17 protein-coding genes are annotated in these 16,428 nt (G+C 63.7%); 6 read left to right on the top strand and 11 right to left on the bottom strand.

The features are described from left to right. Positions 1–7: 7 nt before the first annotated feature. The 3 genes from CHC01_RS09340 (at position 8) to CHC01_RS09335 (ending at position 1,709) form a co-directional block, all read left to right on the top strand. Positions 8–454, top strand: a complete 447-nt coding sequence (locus CHC01_RS09340; RefSeq protein ID WP_089264036.1) for a lipid-binding SYLF domain-containing protein — start codon at positions 8–10, stop codon at positions 452–454. A gap of 264 nt (positions 455–718) precedes the next feature. Further along, positions 719–895 (top strand): hypothetical protein, encoded by a 177-nt coding sequence (locus CHC01_RS32285; RefSeq protein ID WP_158005736.1) that lies wholly within the window; start codon positions 719–721, stop codon positions 893–895. A gap of 16 nt (positions 896–911) precedes the next feature. After that, positions 912–1,709, top strand: coding sequence for a lysozyme family protein (locus tag CHC01_RS09335; RefSeq protein ID WP_244558286.1), 798 nt, complete (start codon positions 912–914; stop codon positions 1,707–1,709). 65 nt (positions 1,710–1,774) lie between these two features. Here the strand turns inward: CHC01_RS09335 and CHC01_RS09330 are convergent, their stop codons facing one another. The 6 genes from CHC01_RS09330 to CHC01_RS09305 form a co-directional block, all read right to left on the bottom strand. After that, positions 1,775–2,143: a hypothetical protein gene (locus tag CHC01_RS09330; RefSeq protein WP_089264035.1), complete on the bottom strand. Its 369-nt coding sequence runs from the start codon at positions 2,141–2,143 to the stop codon at positions 1,775–1,777. Continuing rightward, positions 2,143–5,364 (bottom strand): efflux RND transporter permease subunit, encoded by a 3,222-nt coding sequence (locus CHC01_RS09325; RefSeq protein ID WP_089264034.1) that lies wholly within the window; start codon positions 5,362–5,364, stop codon positions 2,143–2,145. The genes CHC01_RS09330 and CHC01_RS09325 overlap by 1 nt, the downstream gene beginning before the upstream one ends. A gap of 21 nt (positions 5,365–5,385) precedes the next feature. Then, positions 5,386–6,396: a divalent metal ion exporter adaptor subunit IhpB gene (gene ihpB, locus CHC01_RS09320; protein ID WP_089264033.1), complete on the bottom strand. Its 1,011-nt coding sequence runs from the start codon at positions 6,394–6,396 to the stop codon at positions 5,386–5,388. After that, positions 6,393–7,664, bottom strand: coding sequence for a divalent metal ion exporter subunit IhpA (gene ihpA / locus CHC01_RS09315; RefSeq protein WP_089264032.1), 1,272 nt, complete (start codon positions 7,662–7,664; stop codon positions 6,393–6,395). Before ihpA ends, ihpB begins: the two co-directional genes overlap by 4 nt. Positions 7,665–7,718: 54 nt before the next feature. Beyond that, complete coding sequence (locus tag CHC01_RS09310; RefSeq protein ID WP_244558285.1) at positions 7,719–8,132, bottom strand: hypothetical protein; 414 nt, start codon at positions 8,130–8,132, stop codon at positions 7,719–7,721. A 188-nt stretch (positions 8,133–8,320) separates the two neighbouring features. Continuing rightward, positions 8,321–8,779 (bottom strand): ester cyclase, encoded by a 459-nt coding sequence (locus tag CHC01_RS09305; protein ID WP_089264658.1) that lies wholly within the window; start codon positions 8,777–8,779, stop codon positions 8,321–8,323. 266 nt (positions 8,780–9,045) lie between these two features. Here CHC01_RS09305 and CHC01_RS09300 point away from each other — a divergent pair, with 266 nt between their 5' ends. Both CHC01_RS09300 and CHC01_RS09295 read left to right on the top strand, forming a co-directional pair. Next, positions 9,046–9,723, top strand: a complete 678-nt coding sequence (locus CHC01_RS09300) for a nitroreductase (protein ID WP_089264031.1) — start codon at positions 9,046–9,048, stop codon at positions 9,721–9,723. Positions 9,724–9,830: 107 nt separating this feature from the next. Then, positions 9,831–11,294: an L-lactate permease gene (locus CHC01_RS09295; protein ID WP_089264030.1), complete on the top strand. Its 1,464-nt coding sequence runs from the start codon at positions 9,831–9,833 to the stop codon at positions 11,292–11,294. Between the two features lie 48 nt (positions 11,295–11,342). Here CHC01_RS09295 and CHC01_RS09290 read toward each other — a convergent pair whose 3' ends face one another. Continuing rightward, positions 11,343–11,744, bottom strand: coding sequence for a DUF1330 domain-containing protein (locus CHC01_RS09290; protein ID WP_089264029.1), 402 nt, complete (start codon positions 11,742–11,744; stop codon positions 11,343–11,345). Between the two features lie 48 nt (positions 11,745–11,792). Beyond that, positions 11,793–12,671: a Dyp-type peroxidase gene (locus CHC01_RS09285; RefSeq protein ID WP_244558327.1), complete on the bottom strand. Its 879-nt coding sequence runs from the start codon at positions 12,669–12,671 to the stop codon at positions 11,793–11,795. Between CHC01_RS09285 and CHC01_RS32970 the strand changes: the two genes are divergently transcribed. Continuing rightward, complete coding sequence (locus CHC01_RS32970) at positions 12,568–12,780, top strand: hypothetical protein (protein ID WP_244558343.1); 213 nt, start codon at positions 12,568–12,570, stop codon at positions 12,778–12,780. The genes CHC01_RS09285 and CHC01_RS32970 overlap by 104 nt on opposite strands. A 29-nt stretch (positions 12,781–12,809) precedes the next feature. Here the strand turns inward: CHC01_RS32970 and CHC01_RS09280 are convergent, their stop codons facing one another. The 3 genes from CHC01_RS09280 to CHC01_RS09270 form a co-directional block, all read right to left on the bottom strand. Then, positions 12,810–14,282, bottom strand: a complete 1,473-nt coding sequence (locus CHC01_RS09280; RefSeq protein WP_089264027.1) for an amidase — start codon at positions 14,280–14,282, stop codon at positions 12,810–12,812. Positions 14,283–14,524: 242 nt separating this feature from the next. Continuing rightward, entirely contained in the window at positions 14,525–15,781 is a 1,257-nt protein-coding gene (locus CHC01_RS09275) for an amidohydrolase family protein (RefSeq protein WP_089264026.1), read from the bottom strand. A 214-nt stretch (positions 15,782–15,995) separates the two neighbouring features. Further along, entirely contained in the window at positions 15,996–16,355 is a 360-nt protein-coding gene (locus CHC01_RS09270) for a hypothetical protein (RefSeq protein WP_089264657.1), read from the bottom strand. Positions 16,356–16,428: the final 73 nt, after the last annotated feature.

Here is a 16,428-nt window from a genome sequence, read left to right as displayed (position 1 = left end):
TATCAATATGCGCTTTCAAATAGCTCGCTGCCTCACGCGTCTCACCGTCGCAACTCTGCTGTCCGCCGCACTGTCGCTGCCCGCTCACGCGGACACCGGCAAAGTCCGCTTCAAGTTCTTCAAGGCCGGATGGTTCATCGGCGCGCAGGCAGGGAGCGGAATCCTCAGTTTCCGTGGGGAGATGTATCCGTTTCGCATCGGCGGCGTGAGCGCGGGCCTGACGTTTGGGGGCTCCTCGACCGATCTGGTCGGCGCGGCGCAAAATATGCATCAGGCTTCGGACATCGAAGGCATTTATACGGCGCTCGGTGCAGGTGTGGCGGTCGGTGCAGGCAGGCGCGCCATCCAGATGCGCAACGCCAAGGGCGTCGTCCTGACGCTGGAAGGCGAGCAACTGGGCCTCCAGTTCGATTTCGACCTGAGCGGAATGAGCGTCTCCATCCAGAACCAGTAATCGGATGCACCAACGTCAATGCGTTGGCCTTCACTGCGACATCCAACCAGCAAGCGTAATCCACCAACGTCGGGATGCTTGCTGCCGGCGAAACCATCGCGACCCGCGCGTCACGAAACCTGGCCGCTCGCCGTCCGGCGCTGTGAAGCGGGGCGACTGCGTATTGCGAAAGCAAGCGTAGCCCGGATTACGCGGAGTTTATCATCGGGCGCGCGACGCGCGACCCGTTGGCTTCATCCGGGCTACAGACTATTATAAGTTCTCATGAAACTAAGCCAGAAATCCGACGCCGTCTGGACCTCACAGCAGGACGAAGAATTGCGGCGGCAATTGTCGGTCGGTCGCAGCGTCAACGAGATCGCGATCCGGTTGAAGCGGTCACCGCTATCAGTCCGCACCCGCGTCAAGAAGCTCGGCATCAGCCAGCCGCAAGCGGATTAGCGCGCTGCCATCAGCCATGACGAAGGGCCCATTCATCTTCAGCGCCAAACGCCGTCGCCGCTGGCGGCGCAGCCTGCGCTCGGCGCAACGGAAGCTCGCGAAACTGCCGCGCGCCATTCAAATCACTGGCGCCGTCGCAATCGTGCTTGTCACCCTCGTGCTGTCCAACCTCATCTATCACGTGATCCACAAGCCGACCGAGTTGTTCTTCTTTGTCGGCCACAGGCTGGACAAGGAGCCGGCCGAGACGTGGCGGCATTACGGGCCGTTGTTTCGCGCCTTTTCGACGCGGTCGATCACGCCCGAATTGCTCGCCGCGCTGGCGCAGGTCGAGAGTTCCGGCAATCCCCTGGATCGCACCTATTGGCGCTGGCGGTTCAGCTTCAATCCGTTCGCGATCTACCGGCCGGCATCCAGCGCCGTCGGTCTCTTTCAAATGACCGATCCGGCCTATGCCGAAGTTTCGCGCTTCTGCATCCGGGCGAACGCGGTTCAGGATACGGGCTGCGGCTTCGGCCCCTATATTCGTGCCATCCCGAGCCATGCCACCGAGCTCGCATCGATCTATCTGGACCGCAATGTCGCCGCGGTCCTCGCGCGCGCCGGCGGCGTGGCGCCGACCCCGCAACAGGTGCAGGATCTCGCCGCCTTCATCCATCTGTGCGGTGGAGGACCCGCCACCGCTTATGCACGCCGTCGCTTCCAGATGACGGCCAATGAGCGATGCGGCGACCATTCCGTTGCGAGTTACGTCTCCAGGGTCAACGCGCTGAAGCGCAAGTTCCTGCTGATGGCATCCGATAGCGATAAATAGCGCGTAGTTTGGGTCGAGCAAGCGCAGCCGGGATGAAGCTCTTGCGTCATCCGGGATTGATCCCCTCAGTTCTTGAACCTCGCCTGCCCGGACTTGCCGTCGGCGGTCTTCAGCGTGACGCTCACCGACGCGCCCTTGGCGATGTCGCTTTTCGCTTCGGCCTTCAATGCCGTCCCGGCGGTGACGAGCGGCAGCGTCTCGCGGTCGCTTCCGGCTATCAGCAACACCGCGCCGGAAAAGCCGCTGGCCGGGAGCGGTCTGTTGGCCTCGTCGAGGATGTTGAAGGTCAGCACCTTCCCCGCAGCGATCATCTCGACATGCACGCCGGCGACATCCTCCATGGGTCCGCCATTCGGCCCCTTCTGATGAGCGTGCTGCGCCATCGCCGGAGCCGCCAGCAGCAGCGCGGATAGGACGAGCAGGATTGTCTTCATCAATGGTCTCCGTGAGTGGCGTGGACAGGCATCGCCTCCACATGGGCAGGTGACGATTCCCGGCGGAACAGGATGTAGAGCGCGGGAAGAACGAGCAGCGTGAGGATGGTCGACGAGACGATGCCGCCGATGACAACGGTCGCGAGCGGGCGCTGCACCTCGGCGCCCGCCCCCGTCGCGATGGCCATCGGCACGAAGCCGAGCGAGGCCACCAGCGCCGTCATCAGCACAGGCCGGAGGCGGGTCAGCGCGCCTTCGCGCACGGCCTCCACCACCTTCTTTCCGTCGCGGCGAAGCCGCGCGATGAAGGTAATGATGACAAGACCGTTGAGCACCGCCACGCCCGAGAGCGCGACGAAGCCGATGCCCGCGCTGATCGACAGCGGAATGTCGCGCAGCAGCAGCGCGAAGATGCCGCCCGTGAGCGCCAGCGGTACGCCGCTGAAGACGAGCAAAGCGTCAGCTACGGAGCCGAGGCTGATGAACAGCAGCAGGAAGATCAGCAACAGCGCGATCGGAACCACGATGGTCAGACGCTGCGTTGCCGAGACGAGCTGCTCGAACTGGCCGCCCCAGCCGATCCAGTAACCCGCCGGCAATTTGACCTTCTGCGCGATCTGCTGCTGCGCCTCGCCGACGAAGGAGCCGAGGTCACGTCCACGCACATTGGCGGAGACGACGATGCGGCGCTTGCCGTCCTCGCGGCTGATCTGGTTCGGGCCCGGTGCGACCGAGATCTCCGCCAGTTCCGACAGCGGCGCGTAACGCATCTGGGCCAGCGGCGAGGTGCCGAACGCCGCCGGCATCGCCTTGTTTGGGCTCGGCAGCCCCTCCAGCGGCGGCAGCGGGATCGGCAGCGCCTTGATCGCCTCGATATCCGTCCGCAGTTCGTCCGGAAGGCGCACGACGAGGTCGAAGCGGCGGTCGCCCTCGAACACCAGACCGGCGGTCTTGCCGCCCACCGCAATCTCGACCAGGTTCTGCACGTCCGAGACGCTGATGCCGAAGCGCGCCAGTGCCTTGCGGTCCAGCTTGACCGTCAGCACCGGAAGCCCTGCGACCTGCTCGGTCTTCACGTCCGCGGCGCCCTGGATGTTCTGTAGCGCCGACTGCACCTGCCCCGCGATCCCTGCCAGCACATTGAGGTCGTCGCCGAAGATCTTGACGCCGACGTCGCTGCGGACACCCGAGATCAGTTCGTTGAAGCGAAGCTGGATCGGCTGCGAGAGTTCGTACAGGCTACCCGCGACCTCCTCGGATGCGGCCTCGATCTCCTTCATCAGATCGAGCTTCGGCTTCTTCGGATCGGGCCACTGGTCGCGCGGCTTGAGCATGACATAGCCGTCGGAGATCGACGGCGGCATCGGATCTGTTGCTACCTCCGCAGTACCGGTGCGGGCGAAGGATTCCTTCACCTCCGGAATCTTCAATAGCCGCCTCTCGAGCGCCATCTGCATCTCGAGCGATTGCGTGAGGCTGGTTCCGGGGATGCGCATCGCCTGGATCGCGACGTCGCCCTCGTCGAGGCTCGGGATGAACTCGCCGCCCATCCGCGTCGCAGCGTATCCGCTCACGACGACCAGCGCCACGGCCGCAGCCGCCACGACGACGCGCAGACGGATCGCGAGTTCGAGCAACGGCACATAGGTCCGGCGTGCGGCACGCATGAACCAGTTCTCGTTCTCGGAGACCTTGCCGGTCACGAACAGCGCGACAGCGGCCGGAACGAACGTCATCGACAGGATGCTGGCGCCCAGCAACGCCATCAGCACGGTCAGCGCCATCGGCGTGAACATCTTGCCTTCGACGCCGGTCAGCGTGAGCACCGGCAGATAGACCACCGCGATGATCAGCGTGCCGAACAGGCTGGGCTTGATGACCTCGCGCGACGCTTCGATGATCGTCTCGAAGCGTTCCTCGCGGCTGAGCAGGCGCCCTCGCCTCGCCTGCTCATGGGCGAGCAGACGCAGGCAGTTCTCCACGATGATGACGGCGCCATCGATGATGATGCCGAAATCGATGGCGCCGAGACTCATCAGATTGGCGCTGACCTTGTTCTCGAACATGCCCGTGATGGTGAACAGCATGGACAGCGGAATGACGAGCGCGGTGGCGAAGGCCGCCTTGAAGTTTCCGAGGATGAGGAAGAGGATCGCGATGACGAGCAGCGCGCCCTCGACCAGATTCTTCTCGACGGTCGCGATGGTCGCATCGATCAGATGGGTGCGGTCGTAGATCGCACGGAGAGAGACGCCCTCCGGCAGCGACTTCTGGATCTGCTCCAGCTTCTGCCCAACACGCTGCGCGACGGTCCGGCCGTTCTCGCCGATCAGCAGCATCGCTGTGCCGAGCACGACTTCCTTGCCGTCGACGGTCGCCGCGCCGGTTCGCAGGTCGGTGCCCTCCTTGACCTCCGCGATGTCGAGGATGCGGACCGGGACGCCGTTCCGGGAGCCGATGACGATCTGCCGGATCTCCTCGACGTCGGCGACCTGTCCGGGCGTGCGCACCAGATACTGCTCGCCGTTCTTCTCGATATAGCCGGCGCCGACATTGGCATTGTTGTTGGCGAGCGACGTCATGACGTCGCGGAAGCTGAGGCGATAGGCCATCAGCCTGGCCGGATCCGGAAGCACGTGGAACTGCTTCTCGAAACCGCCGATGGTGTTGACCTCGTTGACCCCCTGCACGTTGCGGAGCTGGGGCTTGATGATCCAGTCCTGCACGGTCCGCAGGTCGCTCGGCGTGTAGGGCTTGCCTTCGGCGTTCTTCGCGCCCTCCTTCGCCTCGACCGTGTACATGTAGATCTCGCCGAGGCCGGTGGAGACTGGTCCCATCGCCGTCTCGATGCCCGTCGGCAGCGAGTCCTTCACCCGCTGGACGCGTTCATTGACGAGCTGGCGCGCGAAATAGATGTCCGTGCCGTCCTTGAACACGACGGTGACCTGGCTGAGGCCATAGCGCGACAGCGAGCGCGTGTTCACGAGGTTCGGCAGGCCGGCCATCCCCGTCTCGATCGGGAACGTGATGCGCTGCTCGACCTCCAGTGGCGAGAAGCCCGGCGCGTTGGTGTTGATCTGAACCTGGATATTGGTGATGTCAGGAACGGCATCGATCGGCAGGCGCGTGAAGTTCCATACGCCGAAGGCGCCCATCATCAACACGGCGATCATGACCAGCCAGCGCTGGTGCACGGAGAATGCAAGAAGCCTGTCGATCATGACCTAACTCCCAGAGCGAGCTCAGTGTTCATGGGACGCCGATCCCTTTCCGAGCTCCGCTTTCACGATGAAGCTGTTCTTCGCCGCGTATTTGTCGCCGTCGAGCAGTCCGAACAGGATCTCGACATTGTCGGAGTCGCGCGCGCCGAGTTCGACGTCACGCGCCTCGAACTTGTCGCCGTTGCGGACGAATACGACGCTGCGGTTCTCGACCGTCTGGATCGCCGACGCCCGAACGGCGATCGCGACCGGCTTGGCTGACAGGATCAGCCGTGCCGAGACGAACAGGCCCGTGCGCAGGCGCATGTCGATATTCGGCACGACGGCGCGGGCGAGCGCGCTCTGCGTATCGCTGCTGCCAACCGGCGAGATGTAGGACAGGCTGGCCTCGATCGGCTTTCCGCCATCGCCGACATCGATCAGGATCCTGTCGCCGATCCGGACGCGCGGCAGGTTGCGACGGTAGACGGACAGATCGACCCAGACCGTCGAGATGTCAGCGACGATGAAGGCCGGCTTCTGCTCGGAGGCATATTCGCCGAGCGAGATCTGGCGATCGATCACCGTCCCCGAGATCGGCGCCCTCATCTCATAGACGCTCAGGCTCTGGTTGCTCTCGATCTTCGCGAGGAGTTCGCCCTTCTCGACGGTGTCGCCGATGCGCTTCTTGATCTCGCGCACGACGCCCGGAAAGCGCGGGGTCACCTGCACCAGCGTCTCCTGATTGGGTTGCAGGATGCCGTTCAGCACCAGAGAGTCGTGCAGCGTCTCGCTTTTGGCGGAGAGTATCTCGATGTTCGACGAGGCGACGCGGGCATCGCTCATTTCCACGACGCCCTCTTCACCGTGGTCTTTCTCGTCGTGGCCCTTCTCACCCTTCGCCTTTTCACCTTTGGTCTTGTCGCCCTGCTTGGCAGCCTTGGAAGTAGCCGCGGTCTGCGTGTCGGACTTGCTCGGTGCGGTGGCGTAGACCCCGGCGCCGAGCGCGAAGATCGCGGCGGCGCTCACCAGGACCATGATTGGCTTGTTCATCGTGCGCTCCCCCGCGCCAGTGCAAACGGATTGCCGACCAGCCCCTCGATGGTGGCGACGGCAACGTGGAAATTCTGCTGGGCTTCCTGTTCGCGCAGGCGCGCTTGCGCGACACTGGCCTGGGCGTCGAGCACTTCGAGCAGCGAATAGCGTCCCTGCCCGTAGCCTTCGGAAATCGCGTCGGCCGCGTCCCTGGACTTGGGGATCGCGGTCTCGCGCAGGATGGCGAGTTCGCGCAGCGAGCCCTGCAGCGAGTCGTAGGCGCGGCCCGCCACCACGATCAGCATGTTGCGGTTGCCCTGGCGTTCGGCGGCGGTCTTGGCGAGGCTTTCCTGCGCCGAGAGGATGTTGCCCTGGTTCTGGTCGAACACCGGGATCGGCACCGACAGCGAAAGCCGAACGGCGTTGTCGCCGGTCTCACTGAAGCGGCGCCATCCGGCGGATACCGTGACGTCCGGATAGGGCTTCAGCCGGGCGAGCAGCAGTTCGGCGTTGCGCTGCGCATAGATCGCCTTCCAGCGGACGAGCTGCGGGTTGGCATCGATGGCCGCGACCACCGACTGAAAGGTCGGCGGTCTGCCGGTCGCGTCCAGCCGTCCGGAGACGGCCGCAAATTTCGGCGCGCTATCGCCCATCAGGATCGCCAGTTCACGGCGCGCGCTCGCGAGAGACGACCTGGTGCGCTCGCGGTCGGCCTTGACCAGTGCCGATGCGACCTCGGCACGTCCGGTCTCCGCGATGGATGATGCACCGGCCTCGACGCGCCGCTGCAGCAGCGGCGAAATCTTGTCGATCGCCTCGCTCTGTTCGTCGAGGATCTGGATCCGCCGCTGCAGGCCGAGCACGCTCACGAAGGCGATCGCCGTCTCTGACAGCACTTCGAGCCGGACCGCCTGGCGTCCGATGCCCGCCGCATCGAGACCCGCCTGACCGGCGGCGACGCGCGCATCGCGCTTGCCCCACAGCTCGAACATCTGGCTGACCTGCAGCGTGGTCTCCGCCGAGCGGGTTCCCCTGTAGGCACCCGACCCGAACGAATTATCCTGCTCGTACGAAATCTCCGGATTGATCAGCGCGCCGGACTGGATGCGCTGGCCACGCGCGATCCCGACGTCACGCTCGGCGGCTGTCAGACGCGGACTGGCGGCAAGCGCGCGTTGAAGCGCAGCACCCATGGTGAGGGTTTGCGAATGAGCTACCCCCGTCAGCGACGAACTGACGAAGAGCACAGCCGCGCACGCGAAACGCGTGGCGATCTTCGAGAACATGATGGAAACCTGACGAATGACGGAGTCTGGGCGCCAAGCGCCCGGCGATGACGGTCAGGTCAGGAATTTGGGTGGGGGAGGATCGATCCCGCGCGGCAGGCTGCGACGCTCGACATCGTGGAAAACCGCAGTGCGGGTCTCGATGGAGACGGGCATCGCCGCAAAGACGAGCGGCTGTGCCGTCACAGAGAAGCAGCCGTGGCAGTGATTGTCCGCGACGACTCCCTTGTCGGAATGGCCGGTCGCCTTCTCCGCAAGCGAGACGGTCGTCGCTCCGGACGGATTGGTCACATCGAATTCGCAGAGACCGTGCATGGCGCCGGCGAAAATGTACGTCGCCAGCACGACCATCACCAACGCCCTGCGCGGGATGCGCAGCAGGCCATGGGGAAGAATGCGGGCGAAAATCATCACTTTCAGCGTCTCTTTCAAACTCTGCGAGCGAGGTAGCACGGATCGGCGATTCATGTCGATCCGCAACAATGTAACAACGTATGGTTATGCGCAGGGTACGCATTGCCTGCGTGTTACCATGTTAACGAGTAACCAGATCGCAAATGTGGCAAGCGCGACGTCTGGCCACATGGTCATGATCGCCGGAGGTAGCTGCAGGAGAGGAACTCAATCGGACGGATTGAGTTCGCTCTCGCCCGGTCTCACCGAGACGTGGAAAATTCGTTGCCCTGCATGCCATCTGTCCTGATCTGTCCCAGCAGGCCGTAGATGTCACCGAGCACCCACAGGTCGCGCACCTTCGGCCCGTCGAACGAAAAGATCGGCGCTCCAAGCCAGCCGACGAGCTTTCCTGTCGGCGGATTGCCGAACATTGCTTCGCGTTGAACGCCATGGAAGTAGACCTTGCCGGCAACGCGATCGCCCTCCTCGATCATCAGGAGAATGTCCGTCGTGTAATTCTGCAGCACGCCGGTGACCCAGCGGACGTAGTCGGCGAACTGGGCATGTCCGACCAGTACCGGTCCGAGCGATCCCCTGAAGGTGAAGTCCTCATGGAAAATTTGCGGGATCAAAGTCACGTCCGCATGGTCCCACATATCCTTGTAGAAGGCACGGACCACCTCCTTCTGCGGCGTGAGCGTTACGCCGTCGAACGTCATTGGCTTTTCAAGATGATCGCTGCGTGTGTTCATCGCCCTCGGCCCGGCATGATGGGATTGAACAACGACACTAGCAATCGCAGGGCGGATTAGCGAAGCGTAATCCGCCGCCGTCGAGATGTTTGCGCGGCGGAATACGCTTCGCTGTTCCGCCCTGCAACTGAGCGGCGACCGCCTCCTGCCCCTCACGTCAATCTTGCACACGGCCGAAGAAACCGGGAATATCCCGCCCAATTCAGAAAACGCCCCCGGGAGATTCCAGGCCTATGAAGTTCGATGACGTCATTCTCGGCCGCCGCAGCATCCGTGGCTACAAACCAGATCCGGTCCCCAAAAAGCTGATCGAGGAAATCATCAATCTGGCGATGCGCGCGCCGTCGTCGATGAACACGCAGCCATGGAATTTCTACGTCGTCACTGGCGAGCCGCTCGACAGGATCCGCGCCGGCAATACCGAACGGATGATCGCAGGCATCCCGCAGTCGCGCGAATTCCGTACCGGTCACGCGTTTGCGGGTCATCACCGCGACCGGCAGGTCGGCGTCGCCAAGCAGTTGTTCTCGGCCATGGGGATCGCCAGGGACGACAAGGAGATGCGGCAGGACTGGGTGCTGCGCGGCTTCCGTCAGTTCGACGCGCCGGTCTGCGTGATCGTGACCTATGACCGCGTGCTGGACGGCAGCGACGATACGCCGTTCGATTGCGGCGCCGTTGCGACCGCCCTCGTCAATGCGGCCTGGTCGCGCGGCCTCGGCGCCGTGATCAACAGCCAGGGCATCATGCAGTCGCCAGTCGTGCGCGAGCATGCTGGCATTGCCGACGATCAGGTCATCATGAAAAGCATTGCGCTCGGATGGCCCGATGACAGCTTTCCCGCCAATGCGGTGGTGTCCGAACGCAAGTCGGTCGAGGAAGCGACGGTGTTCGTCGGCTTCGACGGTTAGCAAGCGCTGGGCTGATCGACGTTGCACGCGCCCTATGCGCGCAGCGCGGTTGACGTCCCTGCCTTTCCCGCGCATCCAGCCCCCAACGAGAAACCTGGGGGCGGAACGTGCTTTACCTGATCTGGGCGCTGCCCGCGCTGGCGGTGATCGGCGCCATCGCGAGCGGACTCGCCGGCACGCTCCCCGCCTCGCTCATCGGCCTCGCCACGGCGCTTGCAGTCGCGCTGGCCACCGCCCCGCAACTGTTCGGGATCGCTGACGCTGGAACGGCGCTGCTGCGCGGCGCATGGATCGGCTGGATCGTCGTGCCCTATATTCTCGGCGGGTTGCTGTTCTGGCAGATGGCGATCCGCCCCGGCGACGCCGCCATGCCGGTCGAGACGTCACTGCCGGATGCGCATGCGCGGCGCCGCCTGCTGTTCACCGCCTGCTATCTGATCGGGCCCTTCGCGGAATCCGCCACCGGATTCGGCATCGGCATCATGGGGACGATGGTGCTGATCCGCCGCCTGGGCCTGAAACCAATCGAGCTTCTCGCCTTCTCGCTGATCAGCCAGACCATGATCGTGTGGGGCGCCATGGGCAGCGGCGCGGTGGTCGGCGCCGCCTTCGCGCGGACCGATCCCACGGCGCTCGCGCTGCGCACCAGCCTCATCTACCTCGTGTTCAACATCCTGTGGCTGCCGATCTACTGGCGCATGGCGGAGCGCGCCGGCATCGGAGCAGACTGGCGCGAGCGCGCCAGTGAAGCGCTCTGGCTGCTCGGCAGTCTCGGCCTCGCCATCGTTGCGACGGCGTTTCTCGGACCCGAGCCGGCGATGCTGGCGGCGTTCGGGCCGGCCATCGTGCTGCGCTATCTCATCGACGAAAAACCGGACCGCGGGGCGATCGCCGCTGCGGCACGGCGCATGCTGCCATTCACGCTGCTGATCGGCTGGCTCGCGCTGACACGCCTCGTGCCGCCGCTCAATCAACTGCTCCAGACCACATGGAGCATGCAGCCCTTCGACGGCGCGCCGGTCTGGGCGCCGTTGTTTCACGCGGGCACCTGGCTGGTCGCAGCGGCGGTGTTGACGGCGCTGCTGCGCGGCCACCGGCAAGCCTTCCCAGCCGAGATCGCAGCCGCCTGGAAGACCGGTCGGCTCGCGGTGCTTACCGTCATCGTGTTCTCGATGATGGCCGAACTGCTGTCGCGCTCGGGCATCGCCGGCGGCCTCGCCCGCGGCATGTATGACACGTTCGGGGTCTGGTCGGTGACGGTCACGCCGATGATCTCGGCCGTGTTCGGCGCCCTGGCGAATAGCGGCAATGCGGCCAACGGATTGTTCATGCCGTCGCAGCTCAGCCTTGCGACCGAGGCCGGTCTCGACGTCGGCGCCGTCGTCGCGCTTCAGCACGCCGCGGCACTGTCGCTCAACATGGTCTCGCCGGTGCGAATGTCGATCGTCTGCAATCTCGCAGGCACCCCCGGCCACGAGCGGGACGCCTATCGCGCGATGCTCCCCTTCGTCGTGGTCATCGTCGTGGTGCTGCTCGTCATCTCCGTCCTCATCGCCACCCGGCTCATCTGAGGTTCTGGATCGATGCCGCCGGTTGGCTGAAAGCCGGTGGCGGCCCACTCAGCCGATCTTGAACTTGCTGTAAGCCTCGCTGGTGCAGATGATCACGTGCTCGGCGCAGCCGTTGGTCCGGTGCGGGTCGCAGTGATTTTCATAATCCGGTGACGTCATCATCTCGATGAAGGCTGCAACGGAGGGATAATACACCAGCGCCAGATAGTCCCACTGCTGGTGGTCCGGTTCGCCGAGCGCGACGGCCTTGGCGTCACCGGTCCACAGCAAGGTGCCGCCGCGGGCCTTGATCATCGGCACGGTCAGCGCGCTGTAACGCAGATAGGCGTCCCAGCCCGACCCATCGCCGTCGAGCGAGCGCTCGCGGAATCGCATCAGATTGACCATGACGATCGGGCCCTGATGCTCCAGCTCTTTGAGCCCCTTGATGTTCAAGAGATCGACACCCATGCACAATCTCCTGTTTCAGCAAGCCGCGGGCAAATAAGCGAACACCGGTTAAGCCTCGGGATCGACATCATCCAGGAACGTCGCCGTGGGAACGAAGAACAGCGTCCCCGTCACCGCGCGGCTGAAATCCAGCAGATGATCGTAAGTGCCCGGCGGGTTGCCGATGAACATGTTCTCCAGCATCTTCTCAATGCGCTGCGGGGAACGGGCGTAACCGATGAAATAGGTGCCGAACTCACCTTTGCCCACTTCGCCGAACGGCATGTTGTCGCGCAGGATTTGAAGCTGCTCCCCATTCTCTTCAATCGACGTCAGGACGTTGTGCGCATACGGCTTCTTCTCGGAATCGCGCTGTTCGATATCGGACAGCTTGTGCCGGCCGATGATGTTCTCCTGTTCCTCGACGGGCACCTTGTTCCATCGCGCGACGTCGTGCAGATATTTTTGCACGATCACGTAGCTGCCTCCGGCAAAGCCGGGGTCTTCATCGCCGACAAGGGTGGCCGCGTCAGCGGCCAGACCGACAGGGTTTTCAGTTCCGTCAACAAAGCCGATCAGATCGCGGTCGTCGAAGAATTTGAAACCGTGCACCTCGTCCACGGCCGAAACCGCGTCGGCGAGCCGCGACATGATGTGCGTCGCCAGCTCGAAACAGAGATCCATGCTCGCCGCGCGGATGTGAAAGAGGATGTCGCCGGGTGTCGAAACGGCGGTATGCACGCCGCGAATTTCGCGAAACGGATGCAAGTCTTTCGGACCCGGCGCTCCGAACACCCGACTCCAGGCGTCAGAGCCGAACCCCATGATGCAGGACAACTGCCCATTGAGATTGCGGAATCCCACGCCGCGCAGCAAGCTCGACAGGTCGCCGCACAAGCCACGAACCGCCTTCTCGGGGGCCGGTCCGGGATTGATCGTCACGACCAGGAATATCGCCGCCCGCGTTAGTCTGGCAGCGACCGACTGGGACACGGGAGCCGGCAAGCTTGAAACCATGTTCGATCCATTCGATATCCGCTGTGTCACGCATCTTTAGCACGACGAAGACAAGATACGCCGACACGCCTATTGCCGGCTCACATGCTTTGCCGGCAGCTTACCGCCATTCCACTTGCCATCGATCGCCCGCTCGATCTGCGCGGCCAGTTGCAGCAGCAGGCCGTCATTCGCCTGACGCGTCTGCGCCTGGATGCCGAGCGGCAGCCCGTTTTCCTGCGCCGCCAGCGGCAGCGAGATGCCGGGGATGCCGCACAGATTGGCGAGCGGCGTATAGGCGAAATTCTTCCAGAGATTGGCGAACCAGTCATGCACCGACGGATTGGTGCTGGTGGTGAGATATTCCGATGTGCCGACCTTCGGTGTCGGCTTGGCGGTGATCGGCGTCAGGATGATGTCGTAGCGCTCGAAGAAATTACCGAAAGCGCGCGACGTCGTATTGAACACGGCCTGCATCGCGTTGCGCTCGGTATAGGACGTGTTCAGCCCGCTCTCCCAGATCTTGATGTTGATCGGCTCCAGCAGATCGGTGGTCGGTTTATCCAAACCGAGCCGCGCCAGATGACCGGCGATCACCTGCGCGAAATTGCTGATGTAGCAGGTCGTCTGCGCGGCGAACGCCTTGCGGAAATCCACCTCCGGCAGCGCCCATTCCACGTGATGGCCGAGCCCTTCGAGCATTTTGCCGACACGCTCCAGCTCTGCAACGAAATGCGGCGGCGCTTTGTAGTCGCCCCACTCATGCGACAGCGCGATGCGCAGCTTGCCCGGGTCGCGCTTGATCAGGTCGCTATAGGGTTCGGCCGGCGACCAGAACGGCATGAATTCGCCAGGAGCTCCGCCGCGGCAATTGTCGACGAAGGCTGCGGTGTCGCGCACGCTGCGGCTCACGCAGCCCTGGATCGAGACCAACCCGGAGAGATCCGACAGCGCGGGCGCCAGCGAATAGACGCCGCGCGAGACCTTCAGACCGATCAGGCCGTTCACACCTGCGGGAATGCGGATCGAACCACCGCCATCCGTGGCGTGGGAGATCGGCAGCACGCCGGCCGCGACCATCGCCGCAGAGCCGGCGGAGGAGCCACAGGTGGTGTAGTCGGTGTCCCAGGGATTGCGGGTGACGTAGAGCTTGTTCTCGGCAGAACTGCAGACGCCGAATTCCGGCGTAGTGCTGCGGCCAATGATGTTAAGCCCGGCGCCCCGGATCTTGCCGGTCAGGAAGCTGTCCTGCGCGGGGCGATGCCCCTGCATGATCATGGAGCCGAATTCCTGCAGCCGTCCCTTCAGGGTCGGGCCGAGATCCTTCATCAGGTAAGGAACGCCAGCGAACGCGCCCTCGGCATTCATACCGTCCTTGGCAGGATCGGCGACGACGTCGTCGAACACTTCGACGACGGCATCGAGCGCGGGATTGGTGCTGGCGATGCCGGCGGCGGCCTGCGCCGCCAGATCGGCCGGCGTCAGGTCGCCCTTGCGCACGCGCGCGGCCAGCGCCACGGCGTCGTGTTTGGCCCATTCGTCCCAGCTCATCGCCAATGTCATGTCGCACGTCCAATTCGAGATTCGGTTGGTGCGAGCCTAGACCGGATGGCTGTTTTCTCGAAAGCCGTGGCAGGTGCCTTGAGCGCGCGGCAGACGCAGGGCAGACCAGCGTGCCGAAGCGCGATCGCCGTCCCCCTCCCCGGCGGCGGTAAATTCCAGCAGGACGTCAGCGTGCGGCACCATAGCCGGGCCAGCATAGCCCCGGTTGTCGCTTCGCTCACCCGGGCACCGCGCCGCTCTCGTCAGTTTGCCGAGAACGGCAGAGAATACGGCCGTCCGAACGGGACCCCGCCGCGCACGGTCTGAACCGCCTTTAGATAGGCCTTGCCGGTGCGCGGCTTGTTCGAGGTATCGAGCAGTTCGATCGGCCCCTCGACGAGTTCGAGAATGGCGACATCGGCGGGCGCGCCGACCTGCAGCGTGCCCAGTTTCGGCACGCGGTTGATGACATTGGCCGGCTTGATCGTGGCGGCCGCGATCACCTGGTCGAGCGAGAAGCCGAGCGCGAGAAACTTGCTGAGCACCCAGGGCAAATACGGCCTGCTGGGCGTGTTCGCCGCGGCCACATGGACGTCGCTGGAAATCGTATCGAACACGAGCCCCTGCTGGATCGCCTCCTCGGCAATGTCATAGTCGAAGCTGCCGGCGCCATGACCGACATCGATGATGACGCCGCGCTTCTTGGCCTCCAACAGCGCGGGAAGCACCTTGCCGTTCTGCACCGTGTTGTTGCCGAGTGCGCTGTAAGGATGAGTCAGGATATCGCCGGGACGCAGCGTATCGACCAGCACCGACAGATCGCCCGGTGCATTGCCGATGTGGCACATCACCCGCCCCTTGGTGCCCGAGCGTTCGACGGCCAGAATGGCGCGCTTCAGCGGTTCGATACCGTTATTGCCGACGAATGCCAGCGTCTCGCGCACCTTGGCGCCGAGCACGAGATCGGGATTTTCCGCAATCGTGCGCGCCGCGGCATCGACATTGGCGTAATCGATATTCAGCAACTCGCCGACGGGAAAGCCCGCAAGGCCGATGGTCGAGATGTGCACGAAGGCAAACAGCCGGCTGCGCGAATGCCCGACGACATCGCGCTTGAATCCGGCAAATGTGTTGGCGCCGGCATCTCCGGCACTCACATAGGTCGTCGTCGCCGAGAACGGCACTAGCTCATCCGGCGGAATGCCGATCGCCGAACCATAGGGATAGACATGGGTGTGAAGATCGACGAGGCCGGGCGTCACCAGTTTGCCCTTGGCATCGATGCTCTGCTTTGCGCGCTCCGCTGGAATGCTCGGCTCAACGGCGGCGACCTGCCCGAACTTGATGCCGATATCGCGAATGCCGCGCAGATTCTGGCTGGGGTCGATGACCTCGCCGCCCCGGATTACGAGATCGAAACTCTCAGTGGGCTGCTGGCCGAACGTCCCCCCGGATGCGCCAAGCGACCCAAGCATGGCCGCGCCACCTGCCAACACATCACGTCGTGAAATCTTAGCCACTGATATCTCCGCCCCTGAACCAAAGTCCTGTCGGGCGAAGATAGTGGCCGGAACTCGAAATGTGCTTTCGTTGATTTTGATTTCACGGCGCTTTTGAACTCCGCCGCGATCAACCCGGAGCAACAGATAGTCGCTGCGATGATTTAATGAAGGTCGCGACAACGTCGACCGGAAACTTTCACGGGAATCGGCGCTGCGAGATGCGCCGCCTCGCCTAGCCGCAATTCCAGATCGGTCCGATCGGGGTTCGCGTCCAGCATGGGCCCATGCTGCCGCCATTGTACTGGCCGCGATAGAAGCCGGGCCGGCCGAAATAATACTTCTCGCCGTCGGACCAGCGGTAATAGACCGGGGTACGGTCGATGTACCAATGGCGCCGATCACGTTTGGCCATGCGCAGGTCCGCGCGCTTCTGCATGAACAGCGGAACGCTGTTGTTCAGTGGCTGGTGGTAGCCCGGCAGGAAGCCGTAGCCCTTCCATTGCTGCGGCTTCTTCTTGACCGGCGCCGCCAGCGCAGCGGCGGAGGTGAGCGACAGGACGAGAGCAATCGATAGACACATGAATCGCGACATGCCCACAGCATAGAGATTTGGCACGCGGGCAGCCATTCAAATTCAGGTGGGTCGGATGGATTCCTCAGGGCAT

Source organism: Tardiphaga sp. OK246, assembly GCF_900188215.1.
GTDB lineage: Bacteria > Pseudomonadota > Alphaproteobacteria > Rhizobiales > Xanthobacteraceae > Tardiphaga > Tardiphaga robiniae.
The sequence above is the reverse complement of the archived record's forward strand: the minus strand, read 5'-3'. Positions and strand labels throughout refer to the sequence as shown.